We start from the raw sequence: 25,595 nt of genomic DNA, 5'->3' as shown, positions 1-25,595 counted from the left end.
GATGCCACCACGTGCTACTGATGCTACTGACCGCCTACGAGTTGTCGTGCTTGTCTCTGGGACGGGCTCGCTTTTGCAAGCCATCTTGGATGCCCAAGATGAGCACTACCGTGTGGTGAAGGTGGTAGCGGATAAGCCGTGTCGAGGTATTGACCGCGCCCGAGAACGCGATATCGATACTGAGATCGTGGAAATGGGCGCCGACCGTGCCGAATGGAATACATGTCTGGCTGATGCAGTAGCTGCTGCGCAGCCAGACATTGTTGTTTCTGCAGGCTTTATGAAGATTTTGGGGGAGAGCTTCCTCCGCCGCTTCGAAGGCCGCACCATCAATACACACCCGGCGTTATTGCCTGCGTTTAAGGGCGCGCACGGGGTGCGCGATGCGTTGGAGTATGGCGTGAAGGTCACAGGTTCTACCGTCCATTTCGTGGACGCGGGCGTGGATACCGGTTCCATCATTGCACAGCGGCCGGTGGCCGTGCGGGCAGACGATGATGAGGGAAGTCTCCACGAACGCATTAAAAAGGTAGAGCGCGAACTCATCGTCGATGTGCTGCGCGCGGCGCAGCCCCGCGGCGAGGAACTTTTTATTCAACTCGCAGACTAAGACTTTTCGAAAGGCTTAATCCTCCTCATGAGCGAAGACCGCAAGCAGGTAAAGCGCGCACTCATTAGCGTGTACGACAAGACGGGGCTGGAGGATCTGGCCCGCGCACTTGATAAGGCAGGCGTAGAGATTGTCTCTACCGGCTCCACCGCCAAGAAGATTGCAGACCTGGGAATCGAGGTCACCCCGGTTGAAAAGCTCACCGGCTTCCCCGAGTGCCTGGAAGGCCGCGTCAAGACGCTCCACCCGCGCGTGCACGCCGGGATCTTGGCCGATACTCGCAAGGAAGACCACCTGGCGCAGCTCAATGAGCTTGAGGTAGAGCCCTTCCAGCTGGTCGTGGTGAACCTGTACCCCTTCCAGGAAACGGTCGCCTCCGGCGCGGACTTCGATGGATGCGTGGAGCAGATCGACATCGGTGGACCGTCAATGGTGCGCGCGGCGGCCAAGAATCATCCGTCCGTTGCCGTGGTCGTGGATCCGGCGCGCTATGGCGAGGTGACCCAGGCTGTTGAGGAGGGTGGATTTAGCCTTGACCAGCGCCGTGGGCTCGCCCGCGATGCTTTCCTCCACACCGCTAACTACGATGCGGCGGTCTCCGCATGGTTCGTGGACCAGCTCAGCGATGGCGAGGAGACCACCTCGCTGCGCTACGGCGAGAACTCTCACCAGGCCGCCACCGTGACCCGGATTGGCACCAAAGGCCTGGCCAATGCCAAGCAGCTCAACGGCAAGGAGATGAGCTACAACAATTACCAGGACGCCGATGCTGCCTGGCGCGCGGCCTGGGATCATGAGCGCCCCTGCGTGGCTATTATCAAGCACACCAACCCGTGTGGCATCGCCGTATCGGACGAGTCCATCGCTACGGCCCACCGAGCGGCGCATGCCTGCGACCCGATGTCCGCATTCGGCGGCGTCATCGCCGTCAACCGCGAGGTCAGCGTCGAGATGGCCGAGCAGGTCAAGGGTATTTTTACCGAGGTCATCGTCGCGCCCGCCTATGAGGATAAGGCGCTGGAGATCCTGCAGTCCAAGAAGAACCTGCGCGTGCTTTTGGCCGAGCCAGAGGAACAAGGCGAGGAGCGCAAGTACATCTCCGGCGGCGTGCTGCGCCAAGAGCCGGATACCTACCAGGCCGAGGGCGATAAGCCCGAAAACTGGACCCTAGCAGCGGGCGAGGCCTTGAGTGACGAGGACTTGGCTCAGCTCGAATTCGCCTGGCGCACGGTGCGCGCGGTCAAGTCCAATGCGATTTTGCTGGCCAAGGACAACGCGACCGTAGGCGTGGGCATGGGCCAGGTCAACCGCGTGGATTCCGCCAAGCTTGCGGTCGAGCGCGCCAATACGCTTGCCGATGCCACCAACCGCACCCAAGGCTCCTTCGCCGCCTCCGACGCCTTCTTCCCCTTTGCCGATGGTTTGCAGGTGCTTCTCGATGCCGGCGTGAAAGCCGTTGTTCAGCCCGGCGGCTCCATCCGCGATGAAGAAGTTATCGAGGCAGCTAAGGCCGCTGGTGTTACGATGTATCTCACTGGAACGCGCCACTTCGCTCACTAGCGTTAGCGCCTGAACCCTAAGGATCCTGGCCATGCTCGCACCAACCCGCACCGCACCAAGGCGTACTGCAGCGAGACGCATGGCGTTTGGTGGCCTACTTTTGGCCGGGGCGCTGTGTCTTAGCGCGTGCGGGCAGGGCGAGCAGGAGACGGAGTCAGAGCCGGGCATCGCCAAGCAGACAACGTCGCGCTCTACGGAGAGCGCGGCGGATACGGCGGATAGCCCTCGCGATGCCGCAGAGAAGGCCGAGGGTGCGCCAGCCGATGCCCAGTCAGATGCCGCGAACTCAGCCGGTGCCGACGGGGCGGCTGTGGCTGGTGACCTGCAGCGCGAGCTCGACCGCATCGCCGCCAACTACGGCAATGTAGGCATCGCGGTATCGGATGGCACCACCACCGTTGCCGCCGGGCGCACCGCGCCCGAAACCGCCTGGTCCACCTCCAAGGTGCCGGTGCTCATCGCGGCCCATCGCGCAGGGCTCATCGGCCCCGACGTGGTGACGTCTGCGATTACCTATTCCAATAATGCGGCGGCTCAATCCGCCTGGGACGCGCTGGGCGGCAGCGCACAAGCCGCCCAGGCCGCGCAACAAGTGCTTGCCGATGCCGGCGATGCCACCACCCAGGTACAAAGCCAGGTCACCCGCCCGGAATTTAGCGCCTTTGGACAAACGCAGTGGAGCGTGGGCGACCAGGCTGCGTTCATGGCAAAGCTGCGCTGCGTCAACGGTGCCGAACCCATCCTCACCGCGATGTCTACGCCCGACCCCGCCCAAAGCTATGGCCTGCGCAACTTAGAGGGTGCCGCCCTCAAAGGCGGCTGGGGCCCAGATACCGCGGGCGGCTATGATGTGCGGCAGATGGGTCTTGCCACCATCGGCGGCCGCGAGGTGGCGGTAGCACTCATCGCCTCGGCCCCGGATGGTCAGTACGCCTCCGCCCAACCATTACTTTCGGGCATGGCGCTCGATCTCTCCAAGGCCGACGTTGCTTGGCCCACCCCAGCTTGTTAGCACCCACCCCAGGTTTGTGAGAAAGGACTTATCATGCCGCATTTTCATCTAACTCCACGTTTGCGTTGGGGATTGCACCTCGGCGCGGTAGCGACCGCGGGCATTGTTTTAAGCGCCTGCAGCACTGGCTCGGATGGGGATCAACCCGACTTTTCCGGCGATGGCGGCATGACCACCGTCGAAAGCACGACGGATACTGCCGCAGAGGCAACTTCGACGACCAAATCCCCGGAAACCCAGGAGAAAGAACCACCGGTGGTCACGGTGACCGAGACCGAACAGGAGCAGGCACAGCCACCAAAAAACAATAATGGCGGCGGAAGTGGCTTCATCGACGGCTTGGGTGAATACGGCTGGACCGATACCAATACTTACGCTAATTGCCACCGTTATGAACGCGTCGTCTTTGCCGGCAAAGGCCCAGACGGCAGGGCCATTATCTGTGAAAATCAGGGAAACGTCCTGACGTACCGCTCGACCATCTTTGGTGGCGAATTTACTGGGTCAATCATTGGCCAAGACGGCGGCAACTACTACGTGGATGCCACACCATCGACCATCGTCGTAACCCCCAGCGGGATTAGCGTGCGCGAAGGCGGCGGACTGGCCGCCACCGCGGACTTTACTCAATCCTGGCAACGTTAACCATTGGTAAGTGGTTAACGACGCCACAAAGAAATGGTTAGTGTTAACCTCAGGGGAGAGGTTAACGCGCCATAACGAGGTTAACGGGACTTTTTCTTATTGCGGTCCGCTGCTGCCGCCGCAGCCGCAGAAATCGAGTCATTGCGGTTCTTCAGCAGCTCAAGTGTCATCGCTTCGGCGTCCTCAGGAACGGTGGCGCCGAGGACGGCAAGGGCGGCATCGGCAAGCATGGCGGCAGTCTCCGGAACCGACTGGGCCGCGGCATAGGGAGGCGTGCCATCATTGGGGCGCATCTCGATGACCGACAGTGCGATGTGGAAGGGCAACTCGATGCGCGGATCCGCATCGCCCACAATGGCAGCGGCGGTGGTGCGGAAGTGGTTCTGCAGCCGCTCGCGGGAGCTGTGATACTCCGAAAACTCCGGCGAATTGGCCACCGGCAACTGGTACAACCGGCCGACGTTCCAACCGCTGGTGAGCAACAGGCGCGATTCCGCGGCGACCAACGACCACAGGCGCTGCTCGGGCTCGGCATCAGAATCCACTAGCTCATCGGCTAACTCCAGCGAGGGCTCAATGGTGGAATTAAGCAGCGCGAGGAAAATCTCCGTCTTGGAGTGAAAATGGTAGTACAGCGATGCCTGCCGGATGCCCACCGCGTCCGCGATTTGATGGGTCGACGTCGTGGCAAAGCCCTGGGTGGTAAATAACTCTGAGGAGGCGTCCAAAATCTCTTCCCGGGCGCTATTGCCTCTGCGGCGGGGGCTATGTTTACGCGGCCTACCGACGTTTCCTGACATGCGGCGGACGCCTCCTTTCTCTCAGCAGAAAATGCTATTACTCAACAACTCTACAGCCCTGCAGCCCGCCGGCGCGGACCGCATGCGTAGCCACAAAAACTTTGTGGCGATTCTAATGTGCGACATCCGCGGTGCGTTGGGAGATGGACTCGAAGGTCGCAGACACCATGCGGCAGGCCGTGCCATAAGCCGTGCGTTCCAGCGGCGGGAGATCCTGCAGCGTGGATTCGCGGCCGTGCACGTTGTCGAACCAGCGTCGCATTTCTACCGAATACCCTGTGCGCCACGCAAGATCCAAGGTCTCTGCGTCCTCCGCGGTGAGCATCCCGCGCTCTTGGCCAATGGCAAGGCGATCGACCGTGGGGCGCGGGCCCGGTGCCGCCCACCGTGCAATGGCGGCGATGGGGGACAACAACATGGACTTAATGTCCACGGCCGCGCTGCGATCGGGCAGACCGCCGACGCGTTGGAGCAAGGGCGGACGCTGGGACAACGCTTCCTCCAATAAAGCCTGCTCGCCGCCGCGGCCTAAAGGCAGACCGGCATCGACACGCGCTGCCATGGAATCGGCTGCTTGGTGCGCCTCTAGACCCACATCGCGAAAGACGGACTCCAAGTCGCTGTCTTCTCCCATCCACTCGATGGGCATGCTGGGCAGCTGATCCCCGCGCGCCGCCGCGCCGGTCAACCGAACATCCGCGTCCACGCCTGGTGCGCGCACGATGTCTGTCAGTAGCCGCGAAAACCAGTTTGCTAATTCAATCTCATCGTCTTGGTGTGCTACCGCATTGCGCAAGACATCTTGCGCCTCCGCCAATAAGCCGCGAGCAGTTGCCCGGGATTGGCAATGGGGAGCAAGCTCCGAAAGATCGAGAAGGGATTGATGCAGGGCCATACAGTCACTGCCTTTCACTCATTGCAAAGCGGTGCGCATCTACATTGACCGGCGCGGGATTGCTATAAATGTAACACTTATGCGATATCGCAGTAGCGCTTGGGGGAGTGTGCAGCGAGTACGCCGAGAAAGGGTGCCGCGGGAGACCGTGGCGGAGCTTTGCTGCTGGTGCTCTCGCGGAGGTATGGCGCGTGTGCGGTGTAGCGCTCAATAAGACCTCAAAAACAACTTTCGCCGCCTCACCTCGAAAGGTAGGCGGCGAAAGTTTATGGATCTTTTACCGTGTCACACTTGCCAGCGGCAAAAGTGCGCTGTTGATACCCAGCTACTGTTTAGCGGGTGGTGAACGGCAGGAGAGCCATTTCGCGTGCGTTCTTGACTGCGGTAGCAACCTGACGCTGCTGCTGCGGGGTCAAGCCGGTGACGCGACGGGAACGGATCTTGTGGCGATCCGAGATGAATAGACGCAGAGTCTTGGTGTCCTTGTAGTCCACCTTCTCAATGCCCTCAGCCTTCAAAGGGTTCTTCTTCGGGCGACGGCTCTGCTCCATACGGAACTTCTTTTGGTTATTGCGCTTATTAGCCATTGTGCAATTACCCCTTTACCAGCTGGACTTGCGAACGCCCGGCAGCTCACCACGGTGAGCCATGCCGCGCATACGGACACGGGACAGGCCGAACTTGCGGAGGTAACCGCGTGGGCGGCCATCGGCTGCGTCGCGGTTACGAACGCGGGCTGGGGAAGCGTCACGAGGCTGGCGGTTCAGCTCGAACTGAGCCTCCAAACGCTCCTCATCCGGGGTGTTCGGGTTCTTGATGATCTTCTTGAGCTCAGCGCGACGCTCCGCGTAGCGGGCGACGATTTCCTTGCGCTGCTCGTTCTTAGCGATCTTGGACTTCTTAGCCATGAATTATCGCTCCTCGCGGAATTCGACGTGCTTGCGGGCGATCGGATCGAACTTCTTCAGGGAGATGCGATCCGGGTTATTGCGCTTGTTCTTACGGGTCACGTAGGTGTAACCGGTGCCCGCAGTGGACTTCAGCTTGATGATTGGGCGAATATCGTTACGTGCCATACTTAAATCTTCTCCCCACGTGCGCGGATCTTGGCAACAACGGACTCGATGCCGTCGCGGTCAATGATCTTCATACCCTTGGTGGAAACATTCAGAGTAATGGTACGGCCCTCAGAGGGCAGGTAGTAGCGACGACGCTGCACGTTGGGGTTCCAACGGCGCGAAGTGCGGCGGTGCGAGTGCGAGACCTGCTTGCCGAATTCCGGCTTGCGGCCCGTTACCTGGCAAATAGCCGACATGGGTCTTCTTTCTCCTAGCCGCCCACATCGTGGCTATAAACGACTACGTGCCGACTGCCGTGTGAGGGTGGCAGTGCTCAAAAAGTGAGGTGTGAGCAGGTGCGGCATCATCGTCAAAAACCAGTAGACGGGGCGTAATACGTATATTTTGACAACAGCAAGAGCAAATCTTACAGCCTTACTCGCGATATACCTAATCGCTGCTGCGATGCCCCTACGTATAAAGGTGTCGGCTTTCTGCCGACGATCAAGCGACAGTGCCCAAAGCATTGGGGAGGTACGAGGCCTACTATAATGAATGGGGCGCATATGTGTGCCTGTGGCGACTGTGGTTGCCACAGGCGAGCAATTTCGTATATATGGCCGTGGAATGTAGGATAATTCAGGTTATCGGTCGGCGCGCTTTGTGGCGCCGGGCGAGCTGTAACTGTACATCCCAACTCGGGCACGATCCGTACCGGCATAGCAATCCAGTGTGCGGAACCGACCCGTAGTCCAACCCTGAGGGAATATATATGAAGAAAGACATCCACCCGGATTACCACCCAGTGGTCTTCCGTGATGCTGGTACCGGTCACTCCTTTTTGACCAAGTCCACCGCTACCTCTTCTCGCACCGTTGAGTGGGAAGACGGCAACGAGTACCCGCTCATCGTCGTTGACGTTACTGCTGAGTCCCACCCGTTCTGGACTGGTGCACAGCGCGTTATGGATACCGCTGGCCGCGTCGAGCGCTTCAACCAGCGCTTCGGTGCCATGGCTCGCCGCAAGAAGAAGAACGCGTAAGGAGAAGAAGAGAAAATGGCAACTCCTAAGTTTAAGAAGTCCCGTGCGAATACCCACGCACGTCGTTCCCAGTGGAAGGCTGACAACGTCGCCCTCCAGGAAGTCACCATTGACGGTCAGACCGTGCGCATCCCGCGCCGTCTGGTCAAGGCCGCTAAGCTCGGCCTGGTTGACGTAGAGCAGTTCTAAGCCTGCTTTCATCCTCGCCCCCTCCCGGTTGCTTATTAGTGACTGCGAGGGGGTTGCGATGTTTTAGACCCGCTTAGATTCTAGGGGGCATCAAAAAGCACCTGCCAGCCCGGGGTGGGCGGCAGGTGGTGCGGGCAACGCGCAGCCACAGTGCGTTCTCCTAAGCCGAAGGCCTATGCCTCGAGGGCGGCCTTGCGCTCCTCGGTGAGGCGGACTTCTTCCTTATTAATAAAGAGGAAGATGGCCAAAACGAGGATGGTAAAGAGCAGGAAGACCATGAAGGTGACATTCCAACCGGCGTACTTGACCAGGTAGCCCACACCGGTCGAGGCGAGCGTGGCACCGAGCAGGTAACCGAAAAGCCCCGTAAAACCGGAAGCGGTACTTGCCACATTGCGCGGGGAGAGGTCGAGGGCCTGCAAACCGATGAGGCCAACCGGACCGTAGATGAAGGCACCGATGAGCGCGATGAAGATAACCATGATCGCGAACGGGGTGCCTACGGGGGCCAGCCAGTAGCCGGCGATGGACAGGCCCGTAGCCAAGATAAAGATCAAGATGACCTTAGAGCGGTTGCCGTGGAAGAGCTTATCGGACATCCAGCCGCAGAGAATGGTGCCCAGCAGGCCTGCGAGCTCGAAGGCGCCGAAGGCGACCAAGCCGGAATTGATGTTCATGTGGTGGACTTCAGCGAGGTACGTCGTAATCCAGTTGAGCACGCCGTAGCGCAGTGCATAGACAAATACGTTGGCGATGGCCAAGAGGACAATGATGCGGTTGCGCAGGACGTATTTGAAAATGAGATCCTTGGTGGAGATTCCATCGCCTTCTTGCCGCTGGATATCTGCAACCTTGGCGGGATCATTGCGCCATTCATCGACCGTCGGCAGTCCTTCTGAAGGCGGGTTATCGCGGATGAGTAAGAAAGCTAAGGCCGCGATGATCAGGGCCGCGACTGCGGGGAGCCAAAAGGCTACCTGCCATTGATTGCCGGTCATCGCCAAGCCGACGCCTACCAGCAGCGGTAATACGCCTGCACCCACATTGTGCGAGGTATTCCACAGCGAGCCCTTCCAACCGCGCTCGGATGTGGAGAACCATTGCACGATGACGCGGCCGCATGGTGGGTGTCCCATGCCTTGGAACCAGCCATTGAGGAACATGACGGTGGCAAAGACGCCTACGGATGCAGAGACCCACGGGACGAATCCGACAATCAGGTTCATCAGCGCGGACAAGCTCAGCCCGATGGGCAGGAAATAGCGCGCATTGGATTGGTCCGCGAGCATGGCGGAAAAGAATTTGGATAAGCCATAAGAAATCAGCACGGCATTACTAATGATGCCGATTGCAGGCTTGTCGATGGTCCCGTTATCTTCCAGCAGCAGCGGCGCGATGGTGGAGATGTTATTGCGGATGAGGTAAAAGCCCGCGTAACCCAGGAAGATTCCCATGAAGACCTGAAAACGAAGGCGGGGGAATTTCTTATCAACGTCCTCTTTAGGTAATTGAGGGCGTGGGCGGGGAGATTTGAGCCATGTCAGCACTGCATACTCCTTGGGTTGGAAAGATTAAAAAGATTTAACTTAAGGGTAAAGTAAGGCTAACCTTAAGTTAAATATAAAAGTACGCTAACATAACTATGGATCGATTTTATTCCTCGGTGATTCTGTTCACAGCGGTGTGCCGCAGGATGGGAGGATGTCTAACGGGGTGATGGTGGAGTCGAGTGCGAACGTAAGGGAGGCGACAGGTGTGGTGAGTTTGACCAGCTTATTGCCTACAGTAACTTCACAGGAACTTCTAGTACGTTGGCAGAGTAGTTTAAGTTGTGACTAAGCGAAGCGAGGCATAGTGTTCCTATGAACATGAGGAATGATGACAACCGCGGTAATAATGGTCAGTCGCACGGTGTCCCGCAGGAACCCTACGGCACGAATACTGGGCAGGCGCCGTATAACCAGCCGCGCGGTGGGCAACAGGATTCTGGATCCGCGTATTCCAACGGAACCTATTCCCAAGGCTGGAACCAGCCGCGCATCAACGAGCAGGAGGCACAAGCCTCCGCACACGGTAACGAGGCGCCGCATCACGGGCAGTACACCCCGCCCAGCAATCGCCTCTTTGGCGGCGCTCAGCCGGGTGCTACCCGCGGGCAGCATGAAACTTCTAGCTTCGCTACCCAGCAAGGCGAGTATTCCCAGCAGGGGCCTGCGAATAATCAACCCGGCCAGCCGCCCGTGCCTGGGGTAACGCCATTGCCGCCGCAGCCAAAGCAGGAAAAGAAGGTCGGGCTGGGGGCCGCGATGGCAATCGCTGCGGTAGCGGCAATCGCTGCAGGCTCCATTACCGGCGTGGTCGTGGGAAAGAATCAATCCAGCAGCGGCACGTCCGTGGTCAATGAGGCGCTCAATAGTAAACCGGCCGCCAACAGCATGGGCAAGGAGCCGGAGGAAGGCTCGGTGGAAGCGGTTTCTGCCAAGGTTTTGCCGGCCGTGGTATCCATTCAGACCGCTACTCGGACCTCGGCTGCGGAAGGTTCCGGTTCCATCATTTCTCCTGACGGTTATGTGTTGACCAACCACCACGTCATCGCCGGTGCAGAGCAGGGCGGCATTATGCAGGTGACCTTGAACGATGGCAGCAAGCACGAAGCCGATCTCGTGGCTTCCGATGCCAATACGGATGTTGCCATCATCAAGATCAAGGACGTGCACGACTTGCCACACCTCCAATTCGGTGACTCGGATGCGGTAGCGGTTGGCCAAGAGGTAGTCGCCGTCGGCTCGCCCCTCGGGCTTAATGCCACGGTGACCTCCGGCATCGTGTCCGCAAAGAACCGCCCGGTGCGCGCGTCTCAGCAGGGTGGCGAGTCTTCGCTTATCGATGCCATCCAGACCGACGCCGCCGTCAACCCCGGCAATTCCGGTGGTCCCTTGGTGGACATGGAGGGCAATATCGTTGGTATGAACTCGATGATTGCATCGTTGTCCGATAAGACCTCGGGTGAGGGCGGATCTATCGGCCTCGGGTTTGCCATTCCTTCCAACTTTGCCAAGCGCATGGCTGATGAGCTCATCAATAAAGGCCACGTAACCCACCCCACCTTGGGGGTTAAGGTCTTGGCGCGCGATGACGGAAATGGCGCGCGCATTGCCGAGGTTGAGCCGGGGAGCCCGGCGGAACAAGCAGGTTTGAAGCAGGGCGATATCGTCACCCGCGTCAATGACCGGCTGATTGAAAACGCCGATGCGCTTATCGCAGCCGCGCGTTCCCAGGACTTCGGTGCGACCGTCACCTTGGAAGTATCCGATGGAAATTCGGATGACACTCGTCAGGTAGAGGTAACCCTGACAGGCGAGTAGATTAAAATGCAGCCCGCGCCGTGTCCGCATTGCGCCCCCGACGTTTCTTTGAAGGAGAAAAATGGCAGACTCCCAGCAAGACTTGACCGACTCCACCCGATTGGAGGATTCGGCTTCCACAGACGCTTTGCGGGATGTGGCGGAGCCGGATGATGCCTACCTTTTGGCCAGCGAGAAAGAAGACCGGGTGGCGGCGCCGCGTCGCGCGCTCGTTGTGATCGTCACGGATCACCCCGGCGAAAATTCAGATAGTACCTCCAAACTGGTTACTGAGCTTTTGGCAGAGGCGGATTTCCGCATCGATGGTTCGGTAGTTGTGCGCTCGAAGAAATCCAAGATCCGGCAGGCCATTGAAACTGGCGTCGTCGGCGGTGTAGATCTCGTACTCACCGTCGGCGGTACCGGAGTGGGCCCGCGCGATAAGACGCCGGAAGCTACCACTGGGGTCATCGACAAGATGGTGCCGGGCGTGGCCCAAGCCTTGCGCTCTTCTGGTCAGGCTTGCGGCGCGGTCGATGCGTGCGCATCCCGCGGAATTTCGGGCGTTTCTGGTTCCACCGTCGTGGTCAACCTTGCGCCGTCGCGCGCTGCCGTGCGCGACGGCATGGCCACGTTGACCCCGCTGGTCCACCACCTCGTGGATCAACTGCAAGAATCCAGCGTGCAATAACGCGAAGGAAAGGGGTGGAGATACTGCCATGACCTCGCAACCACGCCGACAGCGCAGGCGCGTATTCCGGCGATCAGATGCGCCGGAATATGACCGCAGCGCGGATCGCCCGGTAGGGCAGGACTTAGCTAGTGGGGAAGGCACCGATGCCCAGCGCATCGTCACTCTCGAGGATGCCGCAGCGGAAGGCGATGGCGCTCAGCCAGCCGAGCGCGGCGAAGAATTTTACCGCGAAAACCAGCCGCCGCACCACGGCTAATAGTCTGCTTATCCTTGTCGCGAGCCAAAAATGCTCAAGCAGTCATTACAAAAGCCCGTGGCCTCCTTCATTGCGAAGGTGGACACGGGCTTAACTGCTTCTTAGCAAGAATTAGTCGTCGTGGCGGCTGTGCTTGCCCTCAGAAGCAGTGGAGCCATCGGTGTCCTCGACCGCAGTGGCATCCCCAAGTGCCTTATCTGCGGCGGAGACAGCTCCCGCGTTCTGGGCCTGCAAGAGATCGCGGATTTCTGCCAAGAGTTCTTCCGAGGTTGGTGCCGGTGCCTCTGGGTCGACACCCTGGCGGCGCTTGGATGCTTCAGTGAGCTTGTTTAGCGGCATCACGATGAGGAAGTAGACCACTGCGGCGATGATCAGGAAGTTAATCGCTGCGGTAATGACGGCGCCAAAGTCTACGAGGGTGGACTTATTATCGGTGATTTGGAAGCCCAAACCATCGACTTCGGCGGAGCCAAAGGAGTTAATGATCGGCTGAATAATGGAATCCGTTACGGAGGTAACAATCGCCGTGAATGCGGAACCGATGATGACTGCGGTGGCAAGCTCGACCACGTTGCCGCGCATAATGAAGTCTTTAAAGCCCTTGAGCATGGGAGACGGAGAACCTTTCTGGGAATAGATAAGGATGGGTGTGAACCATGAGCAAGCGGGAAGTTTAGTTCAAGCTAAAAGTACTCACAACTTGACGGACACGTGAATGCCACAACTCACTTGACGGATGTAGTGGTCAACCTTTGTGCAGGCATTTATGGTGAGGCATCTGCATCAACGGCTTGAGGCTGAGCGCGATCGCCCACGATGACCACGGTCAGCGGTTGGTTCAATGAGGCAGCGGCTACGTCATTGGCATGCTCATTAGGAAGTGCGAGCAAGACGGTGGCAGAAGAAACCTCGCCCTCCGCAGTGGTGGTGGAGACCACCCGGGCGCCGGAGGCGATGACGCGGGCGGTCGCGGGCTGGGAATCGGTGGCATCGCTTGCCGTGACGATATCGACGGTATCGCCGTGCTGCAGGTGGGGAATGATGTCAGGATCGGCAAGTTTTACAGGGATCATGCGGCCGGAACTTCCTTCCTTAGAACCGGCAGACCCCGATTCCGTGACGAGGCTAGACACCAACTCTTGGCCTAGGAGTCTCTGGCTGGTGACCACCTCACCCCTGCCCGCGGCGGCGGTGATGATGCGGCCGGCGAGATCGGAGGGGGCATCGGCAAGCGCGCTGCTAGGAATGGAAGAAGAAGGCAGGCGCTCGAGGGAGACATCGGAGGCGGAAAGCTCCGCACCGGCGGGCAGATCGTGGCTAAAGACCAGCACCTGCGGCAGTTCCTTCGCCCTGGAAATCGCGGAAACCAGTGCGGCAATGAGCAGGACCAGCGCGATGACGCGCCGAACGAGCACGCCGCGGCGGTGGCCAGGGGTGCGCAGGGTGCGAAGGAATTGAGAGATTCGCGGGGACGGAGAATGAGCCATGCATAATTAGACTGCGCTACCGCCTGCGCGGTTCCCTCGGTTTAGGAAGAAAAGCGGTGGATCCCTGCGGCGGTAACCACGGCCTCGACGCGGTGATCGTGCGACCCGGCTGGGATAGAGTCAAGGAACTCGGTGGGGTAGACCATGGCGAGTACCGCGGGGTGGTTGCGCGGCACCAAGGAAAGTGCGCGGTCGTAATAGCCGCCGCCCTTGCCCAGGCGGTTTCCAGCGGAATCGATGGCCATGGCGGGTGCCAAAATCAGATCGCAACCGCACAGCACGCGGCTATCAAAACGCGGGCCGGCCGGCTCAGAAATGCCCAACTGGCCGGGCTGCATGCTGTGCGGGCCCTTGTATTCTGCCCAGTTCAAGACGCCGTTACCGCAGGTGATGGGCAATAATACGCGGTCGACGCGGCGGGAAAGCCACGGGATGAAATCCGCCCCGCCCGGCTCTGAGCCCAACGGCCAATAGGCAGCGACGCTCGATACGCCGGCAAGCTCGGGTTCTAGCTGCTCGCGCAGGGCAGTGGTCCATTCCGCGCGCTTATCGTCGGTGAGGTTGCGGCGCGCGCGAAGCAGGCGGGTGCGCAGTTGAGCTTTGATATCGCTGGAAGAAGGCATAAATAAATAATAGCGTCCGTGGCGTAGCGCTACACAGGAAAATAGTGCGCCGTTGTACCCTAAGATCCATGGCTAATGAACTCGAAGATTCCGCCACCGGAATCACCACGGTTGTAGTTCCTGCGGCTGGCATGGGCACCCGCTTTCTGCCCGCCACGAAAACCGTCCCCAAAGAATTGCTGCCCGTTGTGGATACTCCCGGCATCGAATTGATTGCTGAGGAGGCAGCCTCTGTGGGCGCGCGCCGCCTTGCGGTCATTACCGCACCCGAAAAGCAAGAAGTAATGCGCCATTTTGCGGAATTTCCGGATCTGGTAGAAACCTTAGATTCCCGCGGCAAGGATGAGCAGGTGGCCAAGGTCAACCGCGCCCACCAGCTCATTGAGCCCATCGCGGTAGAGCAAGAAAAGCCCTTGGGCTTGGGCCATGCCGTGGGGCTGGCGGAAGAAGTCCTGGCAGAGGACGAGGACTCTTTTGCCGTCATGCTGCCGGATGACATCGTGCTGCCGGCTACCGTCATGGCAGATATGGCGCGCGTTCGTGCTGAGCTTGGCGGCAGCGTGCTGTGCGCGTTTGCAGTACCACAAGAGCAGACGTTTAACTACGGCGTTTTTGACGTAGAAGATACTGACGCGCCGGGTGTGAAAAAGGTCGTCGGCATGGTAGAAAAGCCGGACCCAGAGGACGCACCGTCCAACCTGGTTGCTACGGGGCGCTACCTTTTGGACCGCAAGATCTTTGATGCGCTGCGCCGGATCGAACCGGGCAAGGGCGGGGAATTGCAGCTTACCGATGCCATCGAGCTGCTCATTGAAGAAGGCGAGCCCGTCCACGTGGTGGTCCACGAGGGCAAGCGCCACGATTTAGGCAACCCCGGTGGTTATATCCCGGCTAACGTGGACTTTGGCCTGCGCGATGAAAAATACGGCCCAGCGCTGTATAAAGCTATTAAACAAATCATGTCCGATTTCGAGGCGGAACAAGGCCTTAACTAATTACCTTGCACCGCGCGCACGTGCGTTGAGGGAAGCAAGGTAAGAGGGCAAGAAGAAAGGGCGGGCAGAGACCGTATGCGTTCAGTTGATGACCAGTTGGCGCTGATTACTGATGCGGCGACGACCCCGGAGCCGGTGCGGATGAGCATTTCTAATGCGCTGGGGTTAATGTGCGCCGAGCAGGTGCAGGCCAATCAGCCCTTACCGGGCTTTCCCCAGGCGGCCATCGATGGTTATGCGGTACGCGCCGTTGATATCGGCGGCGAGCGCGGGCTGAAGGTCCGGCGCGCGAAGAATCAGGACCAAGACGGCAGCGAGGGGGAGGAGTCGGCTGAGCAGGCCGATGACGCCGCCACGCAGCCCGCCCCGCCAGAGGTCGAGCGCTCCTTGCCCGTCGTGGGCGACGTTCCGGCCGGTTCGAAGCAGCCGCTGCGCCTGCAGCCCAAGCAAGCCGTGCGGGTCTATACGGGTGCTCCCTTGCCCACGCTTGCCGATGCCGTCCTGCCCCTCGAGTGGACCGACCGCGGACGCAAGCGCATCACGGCGCACCGGACGGTGCGCTCGGGCGACTTCGTCCGCCGCGTGGGCGATGATATCCAGCCCGGCGATGTCGCCGTATCGTCTGGCACCGTCCTCGGCCCAGCGCAGATTGGCCTACTGGCCGCGGTGGGCCGCTCCAAAGTGCTGGTCTATCCGCGCCCGCGCGTGACCATCGTGTCCTTTGGCCGCGAGCTCGTTGATGTGGACAAGGAACCGGGCCTAGGCCAAGTCTTTGATGTGAACTCTTACTCCTTGGCTGCCGCTGCAAAAGAAGCGGGGGCGGACGTGGTCCGCGTGGGCATTGCCGAAGGCGAACCGCGCCGTATCCGGGAAGTGCTAGAAACCCACATCACGCGCAGCGAGGCCCTCGTTATTACCGGTGCCGTTGGTGGCGCTGGTGCCGAACAGATCCGCGAGATTTTGGCGGAAATTGGCGATATCGATACCTCCCGCGTGGCTATGCACCCAGGATCCGTGCAAGGTTTTGGGCTGGTAGGAGATGAACGCATCCCCACCTTCCTCCTTCCCTCGAACCCAGTATCGTCGCTGGTTATTTTCGAAATCTATATTCGACCCTTGATTCGCCTGGCCTTGGGCAAGCGCAACGCCCACCGCCGGGTGGTGCGTGCCCGCGCGCTCAACCACATTGATTCCCGCCCCGGACGCCGTGGTTTCATCCGTGCCCGCTTGATGCGCGATGCCGAAACCGCCGATTACCTGGTCGAGGGTCTTGGCGGTGCGACCGGCGCGCCGGCGCACCTTCTGGCCGGACTGTCAGAGGCTAATGCCATGATCCGCGTGCCGGAGGAAGTCACCGAGATCCGCCCGGGCGATGTTGTTGACGTCTTATTTCTGACCCAGCGCAGCTAATGCTTGACCCTTTCGGTACCGCCTCAGCCAAGCTGCGCCATCCAGTCACCGGGCCCACTGATGATCTGCATCCCGGTTGGCCGGAGGCGACGCCGACGGTGCAGCTTCCTTCCTCGGGGACACTGCCGTCTGGCGGGCGAATGCGGCTGAGACCCTTGCTGCGCTCGGATGGTCCCGAGTGGCGGCGCCAGCGCATTGAGGATGAACCATTGCTCCGGCCGGTGGAGCCTACCCAAGCGACCACCTGGGCAGAAGCCCACAACTCGCAGGCCTGGTGGAATTACCTCATTTTTCTGCGCAACTCCGCGCGTGATGCGCAGGTTATACCCTTGGCCATTGAGCTCGGGGGAAAATTCGTTGGCCAGGTAACACTTGGCAATATTCAGCATGGCAGCATCCGGGACTGTTGGATTGGCTATTGGGTGTATTCCGCCGTGCAGGGTGCCGGCGTCGCCACCGCGGCTACCGCCTTGGGAGTGGATCACGCCTTTGGGCGGGTAGGCCTGCACCGCGTGACTGCCACCTACTTGGAGCAAAATCCCGCTTCCGGGCGTGTGCTAGGGGCCAATGGATTTCGCTCCGAGGGGTATTTGCGCCGCAACCTGCATATCGATGGTGCTTGGCGGGATCACCATTTCGTGGCCCTGGTTAAGGAAGACTATTCCTCCACGGCGGTTGAGCGGCTGCGCCAAGCTGGACGTTTGGTGTGAAAGGCATGCGTAATTCGGGGTAACGCTTTCTCAATTTTCACATAAGTAACAACATTGTAATTTGCGGCTTCTGTGGCCCCTAAAGTGCGGTTGTGGCGATTAGAGTGGAGTAATCATTTGCACTCCAAGGGAAGGTCCTTAAGTCGTGTCCACAGCTGTGCCAGTTATTGCAATCATCGTGGTGTGGCTCTTCGTGCTCGCGCCGTGGCTCTTGGGCAGGAGCAATCGCCCGATGAGCCACACCGGAGAGGCCTTTGAGGATACCCGCGTGCTCTTTTCCGGCGATTCCGGCAATGTCGCCGGCCGCCGCCGTCCGCGCTTGCGGGCTGATGATGTCCACCGCAGTGCTGCGGATGAAGACCAAGACTACGAGGTTGTATCCGCTGCTGCCGAGGACCCGGACCGCGAGGCAGACGTCGATGACGTGCTGATCGAGGATGAAGCAGAGGACCGCGCTTCCCGCGCTCAATCGCGGACCATCGCCGGGGCGGCCCGTCGCGCCCGGGCACAACCCTTTGGCGTGGGTGGCCGCGCATTCCGCTCTGCCACCGACGAGGACAGGGCGGACGCGCACGATGAACACTCCGCCCCAGTTGAAGACGCTGCAGAGACCATTGAGGGTGAAATCATTGAGGAATCGGCGACTCCGGCCGCGGCAGCTGACACCGCTGATACCACCGATGCCACCACCGCCGCCGATAGCGCACGTACGTCTAGCGCTTCCGACGATGCAAATGCGGATACAGACGATGCCGATGATGTTTTGCTTGATGATGAGCGCGCCGACGGGGAAGAAGATGGTGCAAAGCGCAAGCGCCGCCGCGGCGGTGTGGTTGCCAATTCCACCGAGTCATTCACTGCGCCGGTGGCAGCAGACATTGCTGAGGACGCGTACGACTACGACGAGACCTATACCTCCCCGGTAGACCTGATGTATCCGGGTGCGGTTGATCCCGCCCCAGTCATTGATGCAGAAGAACCGGATACCGCAGAAACCGATTCCGCAGAGACAGAGCACGATGGTGTACCAGAGGAATCGGCCGAAGTAGATGAGTACGGTGCACATGGCGCTGAGGACGCGGCGCTGAATACTGATCTTTCTGAGGACGAGGTGGCATTTGCTCAGCGCCGCCTTGGCCGTGGTGGATGGGACCCAGTGGCAGATAAGGAAAAGTCCGCTACGCGCTATCAACGCCGACAGCGCACGCTCATTGGCCTAGCCATCGCCGTGGTCCTCACCGTGGCCCTCGGCATTGTGGCTGGCGGATGGACCTGGTGGCTGGCAGGTATCGTCGGCGTTCTGACCGGCATCTATCTGGTGGCGTTGCGCGCACAAGTCCGCCAAGAGCAAGCACTCTTGCGCCGCCGCGTAAAGCACCTGCGCCGGGCGCGGTTGGGCGTTCACAATACCGATGATGAGGCGTTGAAGATCCCCCGCAACCTGCGCCGTCCGGGTGCGGTCGTCGTCGAAATCGACGATGAAAGCCCCGACTTTGAGCACCTTCCCTTAAGCTACAGCGATGATGAGGACGGCGACTTTGACGGCCCGCACGCCGGTCCTCGCGGGGTAGGTCGCCGCGATGACCTGGCCGCTCGACGCGCGGGTTAATTAGCCGGCTGCATTCTCGCTTCCGTGGAGCTTTTCGGTTTCCTCCGGCCATACGCCGGAGGTAGCCCGGCGGTGAGAGCCCAAGAGATGGGTATCGACCATACCGATAGCTTCCATGAGCGCAAAGCAGGTCACCGGCCCCACAAACTTAAAACCGGCCTTCTTCAATTCCCGCGACATGGCCTGCGACTCTGGGCTCTTCTTCGGAATATCCTCCATGACCTCGGGATAAATATTTTCTGTGGGCTGAAAGCTCCAAATGAAATCCGCTAAGCCACCGTCTTCGCGCAGTTTAATGGTGGCCTTTGCATTATTAATGGTGGCGCGGATCTTGGGCTCGTTGCGGATAATGGTGGCATCGGCAAGCAAGTGCTCCACCTCGGCCTCGCCGAATTCCGCGACCTTTTCTGGATCAAAGTGGCAAAAGGCCTCGCGGAAGGCGCGGCGCTTTTTTAATACCACGGCCCAGGACAACCCAGACTGGAAGGACTCCAAGCTCAGGCGCTCAAACAGTCCGGCCTCATCCCTAATGGGAAGGCCCCATTCGGTGTCGTAATAAGCCGTCAACAGCGACGATGTCACGGCCCACGGCGTGCGGGCTATACCGTTTTCGTCGTACGCTAGCGGGGTTCGTTCTTCGGTAGTGGTTTCAGTATCCATGGGAGGTTCTCCTGTTGCTGTGTAGTGCCTATTTTCCCTGTCTTTTCCATTGAAGCAGCGATGGCGGGTGGGGCGCAGTGTGTACCTAGCTAGTTGGTGAAATTGCGAGCTCAGCGGGTGGGGTAGTGGCGTCTTCGCGTTGGGGTGGGCATTCGATGTAGTCTATTGACCATGAATAGACCTGCCGTTCGCGATGCCGCGTTGTTGCTTTTTCGGTTGGTCCTCGGACTCATTTTTATCGCGCACGGCGTGGACAAGATGTTCATGGACGGAATGGATGAGACTGTGGGGCAGTTTTCTGCCCTCGGCATCCCGCAGCCACAGATTGCCGGTTATGCCGCCGCAATCGGGGAAATGGTAGGCGGCGCCTTCCTCGTCATTGGTCTGTTGACCACTTTTGCCGCTGCGGCGCTGGCCGTGGACATGGTGGGCGCGCTGTACTTCGTGCACTGGGGCAATGGCCTCTTTGCTGGCGACGGTGGCATCGAGTACCCCTTGGTGCTGTGCATGTCACTGCTGATGATCGTTATTTTTGGTTCTGGCCGGGCGAGCTTGGATAGGGCGTTAAGCAATGTTGACGCATAGCCAAGTGCAAGCGGCGATTTCCGCCCAGCTGGATGGGGAAGAAGCGGAGCTTTCCGCTGACGTCATCGACGCCCACCTAGAACACTGCGCGGAGTGTCGGGCCTTTCGCGATAAGGCAGCGGCGCTATCGCGTTCCTTAAGCTTCGTGGAACCGGCGGATTCCGGCATGGCGCCGCCGACCGACCTATCAGAGGTAATCCTCGCAGGGGTAGAACCGGAGTGGAAGCGGGCCTCGAGCGCTAGGCAGGCCAACCTCACGGTGGCACGCATTGCCTTGGTGGTCATGGGACTTGTTTTTGCGGTGTGGGCCATCGTGCAGGTGGTGCGCTCCTCCGGCCTAGTGCCGCTGGGCACCGAGGCTTCGGTGCTGGACCCCACGGCAGATCCAGACCGTGCCAATTTGCTGATGGAAGGCGCGGCCGTGCGCTTTGGCATGGCGTGTGGCCTGCTGTGGAGCGCGTGGCGCCCAGCGTCTGTGACCGGGCTTCTCCCGGTATCCGCCACGATGTTTGCGTTTCTTTTTGGCTTTGGCGTGCGCGATATTGCTCTCGGTACCGTCACTATGGAACAGGTCTATTTGCTTATTGCCACCGCGCTCTCGACCATGAGCCTGGCCTGGGCGTGGGCGGCCGAGAAGGGCTACCTGGTGCGCGCGTGGTGGAAATCCCTAAACGCGCAGCCACACTAAGGCGCACGGGTTCCTGCCACCTATTTCCAGCTGGGCAGCCACATCATGGATTGGTACCAAGATTCCGGGATGATGAAGCCGTATAAGATGGGCGCGAAGTAGAAGAACATCGCGATCACCAGCGCCAGGTAGCAGGCGGCGGCAAGCGTTCCCCGCCGCATCGTCCCACCAACGATTCGCGTTATCCAGCGCCACCTTATGGGCTTACCGCGCCCGACCATTTGGCCCAGAGTGAGGGCAAGAAGCACAATGACAAACGGGATAAATGCGGTGGCATAAAAGAAGTACATCTGCCGGTCAAAGGCAGCTAGCCACGGGAGGAACCCGGCCGCGAAGCCCACGAGGGGAATGAGGAAGGCGCGGTTGCGGCGGATGATAAGCGACCACAGTCCCCAAAGGACCGCGGGGACTACCAGCCACCAGATAGCCGGGGTGCCAAAGAGGTAGAGCATCTTGCGGCATTCGCCACCGCCGCTGCACTCCAGGTCCGTACTGGAGTAGTACAAAATGGGCCGAGCCCCAGCCAGCCATGCCCACGGCTTTGAATCCCAAGGGTGGTGGTGGCCACCAGAAGAGGTCAAGCTGGCGTGAAAATCCAATACGGATAAGTGGTAATAAAACCAGCCGGCCACCGGCTCCGGTAAGTGCATGAGCCAAGAGTTTTCCCCGATGGTCCCATCCACCTTGGCGTGCCGGTAGACCGCGGTCTCTGAGGCAAACCACGCGCGCCAGCTCCAAACATAAATGAGCACGGGCACGGCCACCAGAGAAGCGAGGGCCGCGGGAGTATCGCGAATGAGCGTGCCCACGATATAGCGGCGAATGCCATATTTGCGGCGCAGCGCGAGGTCACTAAAGACGCAGAGCAGGCCGAAAAACATGATGTAGTACAACCCAGACCACTTCACGGCAAGCGACAGGCCTAAAAAGACTCCGGCGGTAAAGCGCCACCACCGGAAGCCAAAACGTGGGCCGAAGGGGGAGGTGCCCATCCCGTCGCTCAGCAGGGCATGGTGGAGGCGCTCGCGCGTCTGCTGATGATCGCGGGCTAGCGCCCACGCCGCGGCGACGATGAAAAAGACCTGGAAGATATCCAGCATGCCGAATTTCGCGGAGACCAAGAGGACGCCATCGCAGACGGCTAAAATGCCGGCAAAGGTAGCGACCTGCCAGGAAAAGGACAACCGGCGAGCCAGCGCCATGGTCATCAGGACGGTGCCGACGCCGAAGAGGGCCGTCATCAAGCGCCAGCCCAGCGGGGTATAACCAAAGACCCATTCCGAAATCGCAATGATCTGCTTGCCCAGCGGCGGGTGAACCACGAGCCCAAAGCCTGGGTTGGTCTCGATGCCACCGATGAATAAGCTATCCCAGCTTTTGACCATGTCCCAGGCTTGGGGCACATAGTGCTTTTCGTCGAAGACGGGCGTGCCCTGGGATACCGGCGCGGTAAGACCCACGAACCGGGTGATTAGTGCGAGAACGGCGATGATGCCTGTGCTTATCCAATCGGCCTTGCCCCACGTGTAGGTACGCGGTGCCGGTGGCATCACGCGGTTATGCGGGGTGCGCGGTGAGCTAGCGGGGGCAGCGGTAGCAATAGTCACGAAGAAGAGTTTAGGCGACGAGCCTGCGCGCGGGCGCATAGGAGAATGTGGAATGCTAGAGGCATGTCAGCTTTAGGTCTGGAACCACTTCCGCGCGGCGTTATCCTTGCCGCCACGCCCTTGGGAAATGCCGGTGATGCCTCGGCGCGCCTGATGCAGGCATTGGCGCATGCTGATGTCATCGCCGCCGAAGATACCCGCCGCGTGCGCAACCTGGCGCAGGCCCTGGGCATCGAAATTTCCGGGTCCGTGATATCCAACTTTGACCACAATGAGCAGGCGCGTGCGCAGCAGCTTATCGATGCCGCCCAGCACGGCACCGTCCTCGTGGTCACCGATGCCGGCATGCCGATCATCTCCGATCCAGGCCTGTCCCTAGTGGCCGCGGCCGCCGAAAGAGATATTCCCGTGACGTGTTTTCCAGGCCCCTCGGCGGTGCCCACGGCGCTCGCCCTCTCTGGTCTGGGCGTGGGCCACTTCCTCTTTGATGCATTCCCGCCGCGCAAGCCTGGCCCGCGAAAGGCATGGTTGGAATCGCTGCGCAATGAAAAGCGCGCCATCGTATTCTTTGAATCGCCCCACCGCATCGCCGAGACGCTTGCCGATGCCACCCAGGTTCTCGGCGGCGATCGCCCCGCCGCGGTATGCCGCGAACTGACCAAAACGTATGAGGAAGTACGCCGCGGCTCGCTAGCTGAGCTGGCCGAGTGGGCGAGCGAGGGAGTCAAGGGCGAAATTACCGTGGTCATCGAAGGCGGAACCGGCGCTGCCGTGACCGCCGCTGACCTTGTCCCGCAGGCCTTGGAGTTGGCCGCGGCCGGCATGCGCTTGAAGGACGCGTGCAAGCAGGCCGCCAAAGGGACTGGGGTGTCCAATCGGGAATTATACGATGCCGCGTTGGATGCCCGCTGACGGCCCGCTAGTTGAACACTTGTTGAGCTGTCCGCAGGTTATTTCTATGCAGCGTATAAAACGTCACAATTAGTCGTGCTAACAGGTGGTTTCACGCTTTTATATATGTTATCGAATCGTTATATTTCTCGGGCGTGTGACGCCTAAAAGCTGTCTACGTGGGGATATGCGGCCTATGGGCGTGCAGGAAGTCTTAAGGAAATGCCCAAAAATGTGGATAAGCTGGGGTTTTGCTATCAAAACGGTTTGAAAAATTGGGGTCGCGCCGCCACTGTAGAGAGCATGACTAATACTGAAAATAACGGCACTGGTGTGCCCGAAGAAGGAAAGGGGCCCAGCGAAGCACCTGCTGGGACCACCTCTACTGCTTCGAGCGATCAGCCGATTGAGGATTATCAAACGGTAGAAGAGGCACTGGACGAGCAAACGGCGACGAGCCAGATCCAGGACATGATCAACTCTGAGGGGTTCCACCCCGAAGAGTATGACGATCCGGAAATCGAAATCGCCGCAGACCGCGATAATATCCCCATTGACTGGACCATCATGGGGATTGCGGGTGTGCTTGTTGCCGCCATCGTTTTCTGGGGCCTTGCTGCACCGGATAGCTTCGCGGACTTTTCTTCCGCAGCCCTGACGTGGGTCGTCGATAAGTTCGGTTGGGCCTACGTGCTCTTTGGAACCGTCTTCGTGGCCTTCGTTATCTTCATCGCTTCCTCCAAGTTTGGCTCCATTAGGTTGGGTCATATTAATGAGGAACCCGAGTTTTCCACGCCTTCGTGGATTGCCATGATGTTCGCTGCCGGTATGGGCATCGGTCTGATGTTCTACGGCGCTTCCGAGCCGCTGGCGAACTACCGCGACGGTACGCCTGGCCAAGGAACCGAAAACGTGGGCTCGTCTATGGCCTACGCCATGTTCCACTGGACGCTGCACCCCTGGGCTGTCTACGCCATTGTTGGTTTGGCCATCGCGTACTCGACCTACCGCATCGGCCGCAAGCAGCTGTTGAGCCAGGCCTTCGTGCCGCTCATCGGCGAGCGCCGCGCCAACGGCGGAGTGGGCAAGTTCATTGACATCTTGTCCATCTTCGCCACCGTCTTCGGCACTGCCTGCTCTCTGGGTCTTGGCGCGCTGCAGATTCAGGCCGGCCTGGAAGCCTCCGGCATCATCGATAACCCAACCCAGTCCGTGGTTATCGGCATTGTGTTGGTTCTGACCTTGGCCTTCTTGTTGTCCGCGCTCTCCGGTGTGGGCAAGGGCATTCAGTATGTCTCCAATGCCAACATGGTCTTGGCTGCGGTGCTGGCCATCTTCGTATTCATCTTGGGTCCAACCGTGACCATCCTGAACCAGATTCCGGGATCCATCGGTAACTACTTCAACTACTTCACCGAGATGATCGGCCGTACCGCTGAGTCCGAAAACGGCACCGCCGGTGAGTGGCTGTCTGGCTACACCATCTTCTACTGGGCATGGTGGGTCTCCTGGTCCCCATTCGTGGGCATGTTCTTGGCGCGTATTTCCCGCGGCCGTTCCGTTCGCGAATTCTGCTTGGGCGTCCTTCTCATCCCAGCCGGCGTTTCCACCCTGTGGTTCGCCATCTTCGGTGGCACCGCAATCCACATGGAGCAAAACGGCGAATCCATCACCGGCGAATCCGCCGAGGTAGAGCTGTTTAACCTCCTGCACAACTTGCCCGGTGGCTTCATTGCCGGCGTCGTCGCCGTTATCTTGCTGTCCACCTTCTTCATCACCTCCGCAGACTCCGCTTCCACCGTGATGGGTTCGATGACCCAAAATGGTGCCGCAACCGCGAAGCCGTGGCTGTCTGCCCTGTGGGGTGCCCTGACCGCAGCCGTTGGCCTGACCCTACTCTTGGTTAATGAGGACGCGCTGTCCAACCTGCAGAACGTCACCATCGTGGCGGCGCTGCCGTTCCTGTTCATCGTTATTGGCCTGATGTTCGCCATCTACAAGGACTTGAGTCAGGACATCATCTACCTCGAGTACCGCGAGGCGCAGCAGTTCCAGCGCAAGATGGCCCGCGAGCGCCGCTTGCACCGCGACTACCAGCGCACGCAGGTGCTCAAGAAGCGCCGCAACGAGCGTTTGAAGAACCCGATGAAGCGCAAGTAGATAAAGTATCTACCGCCTTCGGTAGCAACGCCCGTCGCTTTCCCAGACTTGGGAGGGAGGCGGGC

The 25,595-nt window shown here is 59.8% G+C and carries 29 protein-coding genes; 17 read left to right on the top strand and 12 right to left on the bottom strand.

Annotated elements, in window-relative coordinates; genetic code table 11:
* The first annotated feature begins 1 nt into the window (after window position 1).
* From purN to ABRP88_RS05080, 4 genes are read left to right on the top strand one after another with little or no spacing between them, the layout of a single operon-like run.
* A complete protein-coding gene (gene purN / locus ABRP88_RS05095) occupies window positions 2–610 on the top strand; it encodes a phosphoribosylglycinamide formyltransferase (protein WP_349836523.1) in 609 nt (202 codons plus the stop codon).
* 27 nt (window positions 611–637) lie between these two features.
* Window positions 638–2,170 (top strand): bifunctional phosphoribosylaminoimidazolecarboxamide formyltransferase/IMP cyclohydrolase, encoded by a 1,533-nt coding sequence (purH, locus tag ABRP88_RS05090; RefSeq protein ID WP_349836472.1) that lies wholly within the window; start codon window positions 638–640, stop codon window positions 2,168–2,170.
* Between the two features lie 31 nt (window positions 2,171–2,201).
* A complete protein-coding gene (locus ABRP88_RS05085; protein WP_349836470.1) occupies window positions 2,202–3,182 on the top strand; it encodes a hypothetical protein in 981 nt (326 codons plus the stop codon).
* A 33-nt stretch (window positions 3,183–3,215) separates the two neighbouring features.
* Complete coding sequence (locus ABRP88_RS05080; RefSeq protein ID WP_349836468.1) at window positions 3,216–3,827, top strand: hypothetical protein; 612 nt, start codon at window positions 3,216–3,218, stop codon at window positions 3,825–3,827.
* 80 nt (window positions 3,828–3,907) lie between these two features.
* On the opposite strand, the gene ABRP88_RS05075 is transcribed toward ABRP88_RS05080, so the two are convergent.
* The 6 genes from ABRP88_RS05075 to rpmB all read right to left on the bottom strand — a co-directional run bounded on the left by ABRP88_RS05075 (window position 3,908) and on the right by rpmB (window position 6,837).
* A complete protein-coding gene (locus ABRP88_RS05075; protein ID WP_349836466.1) occupies window positions 3,908–4,627 on the bottom strand; it encodes a TetR/AcrR family transcriptional regulator in 720 nt (239 codons plus the stop codon).
* A 112-nt stretch (window positions 4,628–4,739) separates the two neighbouring features.
* Window positions 4,740–5,522, bottom strand: coding sequence for a putative nucleotidyltransferase substrate binding domain-containing protein (locus ABRP88_RS05070; protein ID WP_349836465.1), 783 nt, complete (start codon window positions 5,520–5,522; stop codon window positions 4,740–4,742).
* Between the two features lie 332 nt (window positions 5,523–5,854).
* Complete coding sequence (rpsR, locus tag ABRP88_RS05065) at window positions 5,855–6,109, bottom strand: 30S ribosomal protein S18 (protein WP_005279904.1); 255 nt, start codon at window positions 6,107–6,109, stop codon at window positions 5,855–5,857.
* 15 nt (window positions 6,110–6,124) lie between these two features.
* Window positions 6,125–6,430 carry a 30S ribosomal protein S14 gene (gene rpsN, locus ABRP88_RS05060; RefSeq protein ID WP_005279906.1) on the bottom strand — a complete coding sequence of 102 codons (306 nt, stop codon included), beginning with the start codon at window positions 6,428–6,430 and terminating at the stop codon, window positions 6,125–6,127.
* Window positions 6,431–6,433: 3 nt separating this feature from the next.
* Window positions 6,434–6,598: a 50S ribosomal protein L33 gene (gene rpmG, locus ABRP88_RS05055; RefSeq protein WP_023025964.1), complete on the bottom strand. Its 165-nt coding sequence runs from the start codon at window positions 6,596–6,598 to the stop codon at window positions 6,434–6,436.
* 2 nt (window positions 6,599–6,600) lie between these two features.
* Complete coding sequence (gene rpmB / locus ABRP88_RS05050; protein ID WP_005279911.1) at window positions 6,601–6,837, bottom strand: 50S ribosomal protein L28; 237 nt, start codon at window positions 6,835–6,837, stop codon at window positions 6,601–6,603.
* A gap of 515 nt (window positions 6,838–7,352) precedes the next feature.
* Between rpmB and ABRP88_RS05045 the strand changes: the two genes are divergently transcribed.
* Together ABRP88_RS05045 and rpmF are read left to right on the top strand one after the other, a co-directional pair.
* A complete protein-coding gene (locus ABRP88_RS05045; protein WP_005279912.1) occupies window positions 7,353–7,622 on the top strand; it encodes a type B 50S ribosomal protein L31 in 270 nt (89 codons plus the stop codon).
* Window positions 7,623–7,637: 15 nt separating this feature from the next.
* Window positions 7,638–7,811 (top strand): 50S ribosomal protein L32, encoded by a 174-nt coding sequence (gene rpmF, locus ABRP88_RS05040; protein WP_005279913.1) that lies wholly within the window; start codon window positions 7,638–7,640, stop codon window positions 7,809–7,811.
* Window positions 7,812–7,984: 173 nt separating this feature from the next.
* Here rpmF and ABRP88_RS05035 read toward each other — a convergent pair whose 3' ends face one another.
* Window positions 7,985–9,358 carry an MFS transporter gene (locus tag ABRP88_RS05035; RefSeq protein ID WP_005281963.1) on the bottom strand — a complete coding sequence of 458 codons (1,374 nt, stop codon included), beginning with the start codon at window positions 9,356–9,358 and terminating at the stop codon, window positions 7,985–7,987.
* Between the two features lie 315 nt (window positions 9,359–9,673).
* Here ABRP88_RS05035 and ABRP88_RS05030 point away from each other — a divergent pair, with 315 nt between their 5' ends.
* The 3 genes from ABRP88_RS05030 to ABRP88_RS05020 all read left to right on the top strand — a co-directional run bounded on the left by ABRP88_RS05030 (window position 9,674) and on the right by ABRP88_RS05020 (window position 12,105).
* Window positions 9,674–11,176, top strand: coding sequence for a trypsin-like peptidase domain-containing protein (locus ABRP88_RS05030; protein WP_349836463.1), 1,503 nt, complete (start codon window positions 9,674–9,676; stop codon window positions 11,174–11,176).
* A gap of 61 nt (window positions 11,177–11,237) precedes the next feature.
* On the top strand, window positions 11,238–11,846 hold the full coding sequence (locus tag ABRP88_RS05025; protein ID WP_023025969.1) for a MogA/MoaB family molybdenum cofactor biosynthesis protein: 609 nt from the start codon (window positions 11,238–11,240) through the stop codon (window positions 11,844–11,846).
* Window positions 11,847–11,874: 28 nt separating this feature from the next.
* A complete protein-coding gene (locus ABRP88_RS05020) occupies window positions 11,875–12,105 on the top strand; it encodes a hypothetical protein (protein WP_284851804.1) in 231 nt (76 codons plus the stop codon).
* A gap of 111 nt (window positions 12,106–12,216) precedes the next feature.
* Here ABRP88_RS05020 and mscL read toward each other — a convergent pair whose 3' ends face one another.
* The 3 genes from mscL to ABRP88_RS05005 all read right to left on the bottom strand — a co-directional run bounded on the left by mscL (window position 12,217) and on the right by ABRP88_RS05005 (window position 14,215).
* The gene (gene mscL, locus ABRP88_RS05015; protein WP_284783451.1) at window positions 12,217–12,714 is read right to left on the bottom strand and encodes a large-conductance mechanosensitive channel protein MscL; all 498 of its coding nucleotides are present in this window, start codon (window positions 12,712–12,714) and stop codon (window positions 12,217–12,219) included.
* 155 nt (window positions 12,715–12,869) lie between these two features.
* Window positions 12,870–13,592 (bottom strand): SAF domain-containing protein, encoded by a 723-nt coding sequence (locus ABRP88_RS05010; protein ID WP_296088334.1) that lies wholly within the window; start codon window positions 13,590–13,592, stop codon window positions 12,870–12,872.
* Between the two features lie 41 nt (window positions 13,593–13,633).
* Window positions 13,634–14,215 carry a 5-formyltetrahydrofolate cyclo-ligase gene (locus ABRP88_RS05005; protein ID WP_349836461.1) on the bottom strand — a complete coding sequence of 194 codons (582 nt, stop codon included), beginning with the start codon at window positions 14,213–14,215 and terminating at the stop codon, window positions 13,634–13,636.
* Window positions 14,216–14,283: 68 nt separating this feature from the next.
* Here ABRP88_RS05005 and ABRP88_RS05000 point away from each other — a divergent pair, with 68 nt between their 5' ends.
* The 4 genes from ABRP88_RS05000 to sepX all read left to right on the top strand — a co-directional run bounded on the left by ABRP88_RS05000 (window position 14,284) and on the right by sepX (window position 18,939).
* Window positions 14,284–15,210 (top strand): UTP--glucose-1-phosphate uridylyltransferase, encoded by a 927-nt coding sequence (locus tag ABRP88_RS05000; RefSeq protein WP_284770618.1) that lies wholly within the window; start codon window positions 14,284–14,286, stop codon window positions 15,208–15,210.
* 75 nt (window positions 15,211–15,285) lie between these two features.
* Window positions 15,286–16,620 (top strand): molybdotransferase-like divisome protein Glp, encoded by a 1,335-nt coding sequence (glp, locus tag ABRP88_RS04995; protein WP_349836459.1) that lies wholly within the window; start codon window positions 15,286–15,288, stop codon window positions 16,618–16,620.
* Window positions 16,620–17,330, top strand: a complete 711-nt coding sequence (locus tag ABRP88_RS04990) for a GNAT family N-acetyltransferase (RefSeq protein WP_296088348.1) — start codon at window positions 16,620–16,622, stop codon at window positions 17,328–17,330. The genes glp and ABRP88_RS04990 overlap by 1 nt, the downstream gene beginning before the upstream one ends.
* A gap of 145 nt (window positions 17,331–17,475) precedes the next feature.
* The gene (sepX, locus tag ABRP88_RS04985; protein WP_349836458.1) at window positions 17,476–18,939 is read left to right on the top strand and encodes a divisome protein SepX/GlpR; all 1,464 of its coding nucleotides are present in this window, start codon (window positions 17,476–17,478) and stop codon (window positions 18,937–18,939) included.
* On the opposite strand, the gene ABRP88_RS04980 is transcribed toward sepX, so the two are convergent.
* Entirely contained in the window at window positions 18,940–19,599 is a 660-nt protein-coding gene (locus ABRP88_RS04980) for a DNA-3-methyladenine glycosylase I (RefSeq protein ID WP_349836456.1), read from the bottom strand. It lies immediately after the preceding gene.
* Between the two features lie 171 nt (window positions 19,600–19,770).
* Here ABRP88_RS04980 and ABRP88_RS04975 point away from each other — a divergent pair, with 171 nt between their 5' ends.
* Together ABRP88_RS04975 and ABRP88_RS04970 are read left to right on the top strand one after the other, a co-directional pair.
* Window positions 19,771–20,184, top strand: coding sequence for a DoxX family protein (locus tag ABRP88_RS04975; protein WP_239269179.1), 414 nt, complete (start codon window positions 19,771–19,773; stop codon window positions 20,182–20,184).
* Complete coding sequence (locus ABRP88_RS04970; RefSeq protein ID WP_349836454.1) at window positions 20,171–20,872, top strand: zf-HC2 domain-containing protein; 702 nt, start codon at window positions 20,171–20,173, stop codon at window positions 20,870–20,872. The genes ABRP88_RS04975 and ABRP88_RS04970 overlap by 14 nt, the downstream gene beginning before the upstream one ends.
* Before the next feature lie 20 nt (window positions 20,873–20,892).
* Here the strand turns inward: ABRP88_RS04970 and pmt are convergent, their stop codons facing one another.
* Window positions 20,893–22,518 carry a protein O-mannosyltransferase gene (pmt, locus tag ABRP88_RS04965; protein ID WP_502879860.1) on the bottom strand — a complete coding sequence of 542 codons (1,626 nt, stop codon included), beginning with the start codon at window positions 22,516–22,518 and terminating at the stop codon, window positions 20,893–20,895.
* A 24-nt stretch (window positions 22,519–22,542) separates the two neighbouring features.
* Here pmt and rsmI point away from each other — a divergent pair, with 24 nt between their 5' ends.
* Both rsmI and ABRP88_RS04955 read left to right on the top strand, forming a co-directional pair.
* Window positions 22,543–23,391: a 16S rRNA (cytidine(1402)-2'-O)-methyltransferase gene (gene rsmI, locus ABRP88_RS04960; RefSeq protein WP_349836452.1), complete on the top strand. Its 849-nt coding sequence runs from the start codon at window positions 22,543–22,545 to the stop codon at window positions 23,389–23,391.
* 282 nt (window positions 23,392–23,673) lie between these two features.
* Complete coding sequence (locus ABRP88_RS04955; RefSeq protein WP_349836450.1) at window positions 23,674–25,530, top strand: BCCT family transporter; 1,857 nt, start codon at window positions 23,674–23,676, stop codon at window positions 25,528–25,530.
* The last annotated feature ends 65 nt before the right edge of the window (window positions 25,531–25,595 follow it).

This window comes from Corynebacterium sp. KPL2734, from assembly GCF_040225595.1.
In the GTDB taxonomy this organism is placed as follows: Bacteria; Actinomycetota; Actinomycetes; order Mycobacteriales; family Mycobacteriaceae; genus Corynebacterium; species Corynebacterium rhinophilum.
Note: the sequence above shows the minus strand (reverse complement) of the source record. Positions and strands in the feature narration are given on the sequence as shown.

Excerpts from the sequence above, each read along its gene's own strand:
- ABRP88_RS05005 (WP_349836461.1), bottom strand. The coding sequence starts at position 14,215 with ATGCCTTCTTCCAGCGATATCAAAGCTCAACTGCGCACCCGCCTGCTT.
- ABRP88_RS04955 (WP_349836450.1), top strand. The coding sequence starts at position 23,674 with ATGACTAATACTGAAAATAACGGCACTGGTGTGCCCGAAGAAGGAAAG.
- ABRP88_RS05000 (WP_284770618.1), top strand. The coding sequence starts at position 14,284 with ATGGCTAATGAACTCGAAGATTCCGCCACCGGAATCACCACGGTTGTA.
- ABRP88_RS05085 (WP_349836470.1), top strand. The coding sequence starts at position 2,202 with ATGCTCGCACCAACCCGCACCGCACCAAGGCGTACTGCAGCGAGACGC.
- ABRP88_RS05070 (WP_349836465.1), bottom strand. The coding sequence starts at position 5,522 with ATGGCCCTGCATCAATCCCTTCTCGATCTTTCGGAGCTTGCTCCCCAT.
- mscL (WP_284783451.1), bottom strand. The coding sequence starts at position 12,714 with ATGCTCAAGGGCTTTAAAGACTTCATTATGCGCGGCAACGTGGTCGAG.
- ABRP88_RS05025 (WP_023025969.1), top strand. The coding sequence starts at position 11,238 with ATGGCAGACTCCCAGCAAGACTTGACCGACTCCACCCGATTGGAGGAT.
- ABRP88_RS05010 (WP_296088334.1), bottom strand. The coding sequence starts at position 13,592 with ATGGCTCATTCTCCGTCCCCGCGAATCTCTCAATTCCTTCGCACCCTG.
- rpsR (WP_005279904.1), bottom strand. The coding sequence starts at position 6,109 with ATGGCTAATAAGCGCAATAACCAAAAGAAGTTCCGTATGGAGCAGAGC.
- purN (WP_349836523.1), top strand. The coding sequence starts at position 2 with ATGCCACCACGTGCTACTGATGCTACTGACCGCCTACGAGTTGTCGTG.
- ABRP88_RS04990 (WP_296088348.1), top strand. The coding sequence starts at position 16,620 with ATGCTTGACCCTTTCGGTACCGCCTCAGCCAAGCTGCGCCATCCAGTC.
- ABRP88_RS05020 (WP_284851804.1), top strand. The coding sequence starts at position 11,875 with ATGACCTCGCAACCACGCCGACAGCGCAGGCGCGTATTCCGGCGATCA.
- ABRP88_RS05045 (WP_005279912.1), top strand. The coding sequence starts at position 7,353 with ATGAAGAAAGACATCCACCCGGATTACCACCCAGTGGTCTTCCGTGAT.
- rpsN (WP_005279906.1), bottom strand. The coding sequence starts at position 6,430 with ATGGCTAAGAAGTCCAAGATCGCTAAGAACGAGCAGCGCAAGGAAATC.
- ABRP88_RS04970 (WP_349836454.1), top strand. The coding sequence starts at position 20,171 with ATGTTGACGCATAGCCAAGTGCAAGCGGCGATTTCCGCCCAGCTGGAT.
- ABRP88_RS05030 (WP_349836463.1), top strand. The coding sequence starts at position 9,674 with ATGAACATGAGGAATGATGACAACCGCGGTAATAATGGTCAGTCGCAC.
- rpmG (WP_023025964.1), bottom strand. The coding sequence starts at position 6,598 with ATGGCACGTAACGATATTCGCCCAATCATCAAGCTGAAGTCCACTGCG.
- ABRP88_RS05080 (WP_349836468.1), top strand. The coding sequence starts at position 3,216 with ATGCCGCATTTTCATCTAACTCCACGTTTGCGTTGGGGATTGCACCTC.
- rpmB (WP_005279911.1), bottom strand. The coding sequence starts at position 6,837 with ATGTCGGCTATTTGCCAGGTAACGGGCCGCAAGCCGGAATTCGGCAAG.
- pmt (WP_502879860.1), bottom strand. The coding sequence starts at position 22,518 with ATGCGCCCGCGCGCAGGCTCGTCGCCTAAACTCTTCTTCGTGACTATT.
- ABRP88_RS04980 (WP_349836456.1), bottom strand. The coding sequence starts at position 19,599 with ATGGATACTGAAACCACTACCGAAGAACGAACCCCGCTAGCGTACGAC.
- ABRP88_RS04975 (WP_239269179.1), top strand. The coding sequence starts at position 19,771 with ATGAATAGACCTGCCGTTCGCGATGCCGCGTTGTTGCTTTTTCGGTTG.
- rsmI (WP_349836452.1), top strand. The coding sequence starts at position 22,543 with ATGTCAGCTTTAGGTCTGGAACCACTTCCGCGCGGCGTTATCCTTGCC.
- glp (WP_349836459.1), top strand. The coding sequence starts at position 15,286 with ATGCGTTCAGTTGATGACCAGTTGGCGCTGATTACTGATGCGGCGACG.
- purH (WP_349836472.1), top strand. The coding sequence starts at position 638 with ATGAGCGAAGACCGCAAGCAGGTAAAGCGCGCACTCATTAGCGTGTAC.
- rpmF (WP_005279913.1), top strand. The coding sequence starts at position 7,638 with ATGGCAACTCCTAAGTTTAAGAAGTCCCGTGCGAATACCCACGCACGT.
- ABRP88_RS05075 (WP_349836466.1), bottom strand. The coding sequence starts at position 4,627 with ATGTCAGGAAACGTCGGTAGGCCGCGTAAACATAGCCCCCGCCGCAGA.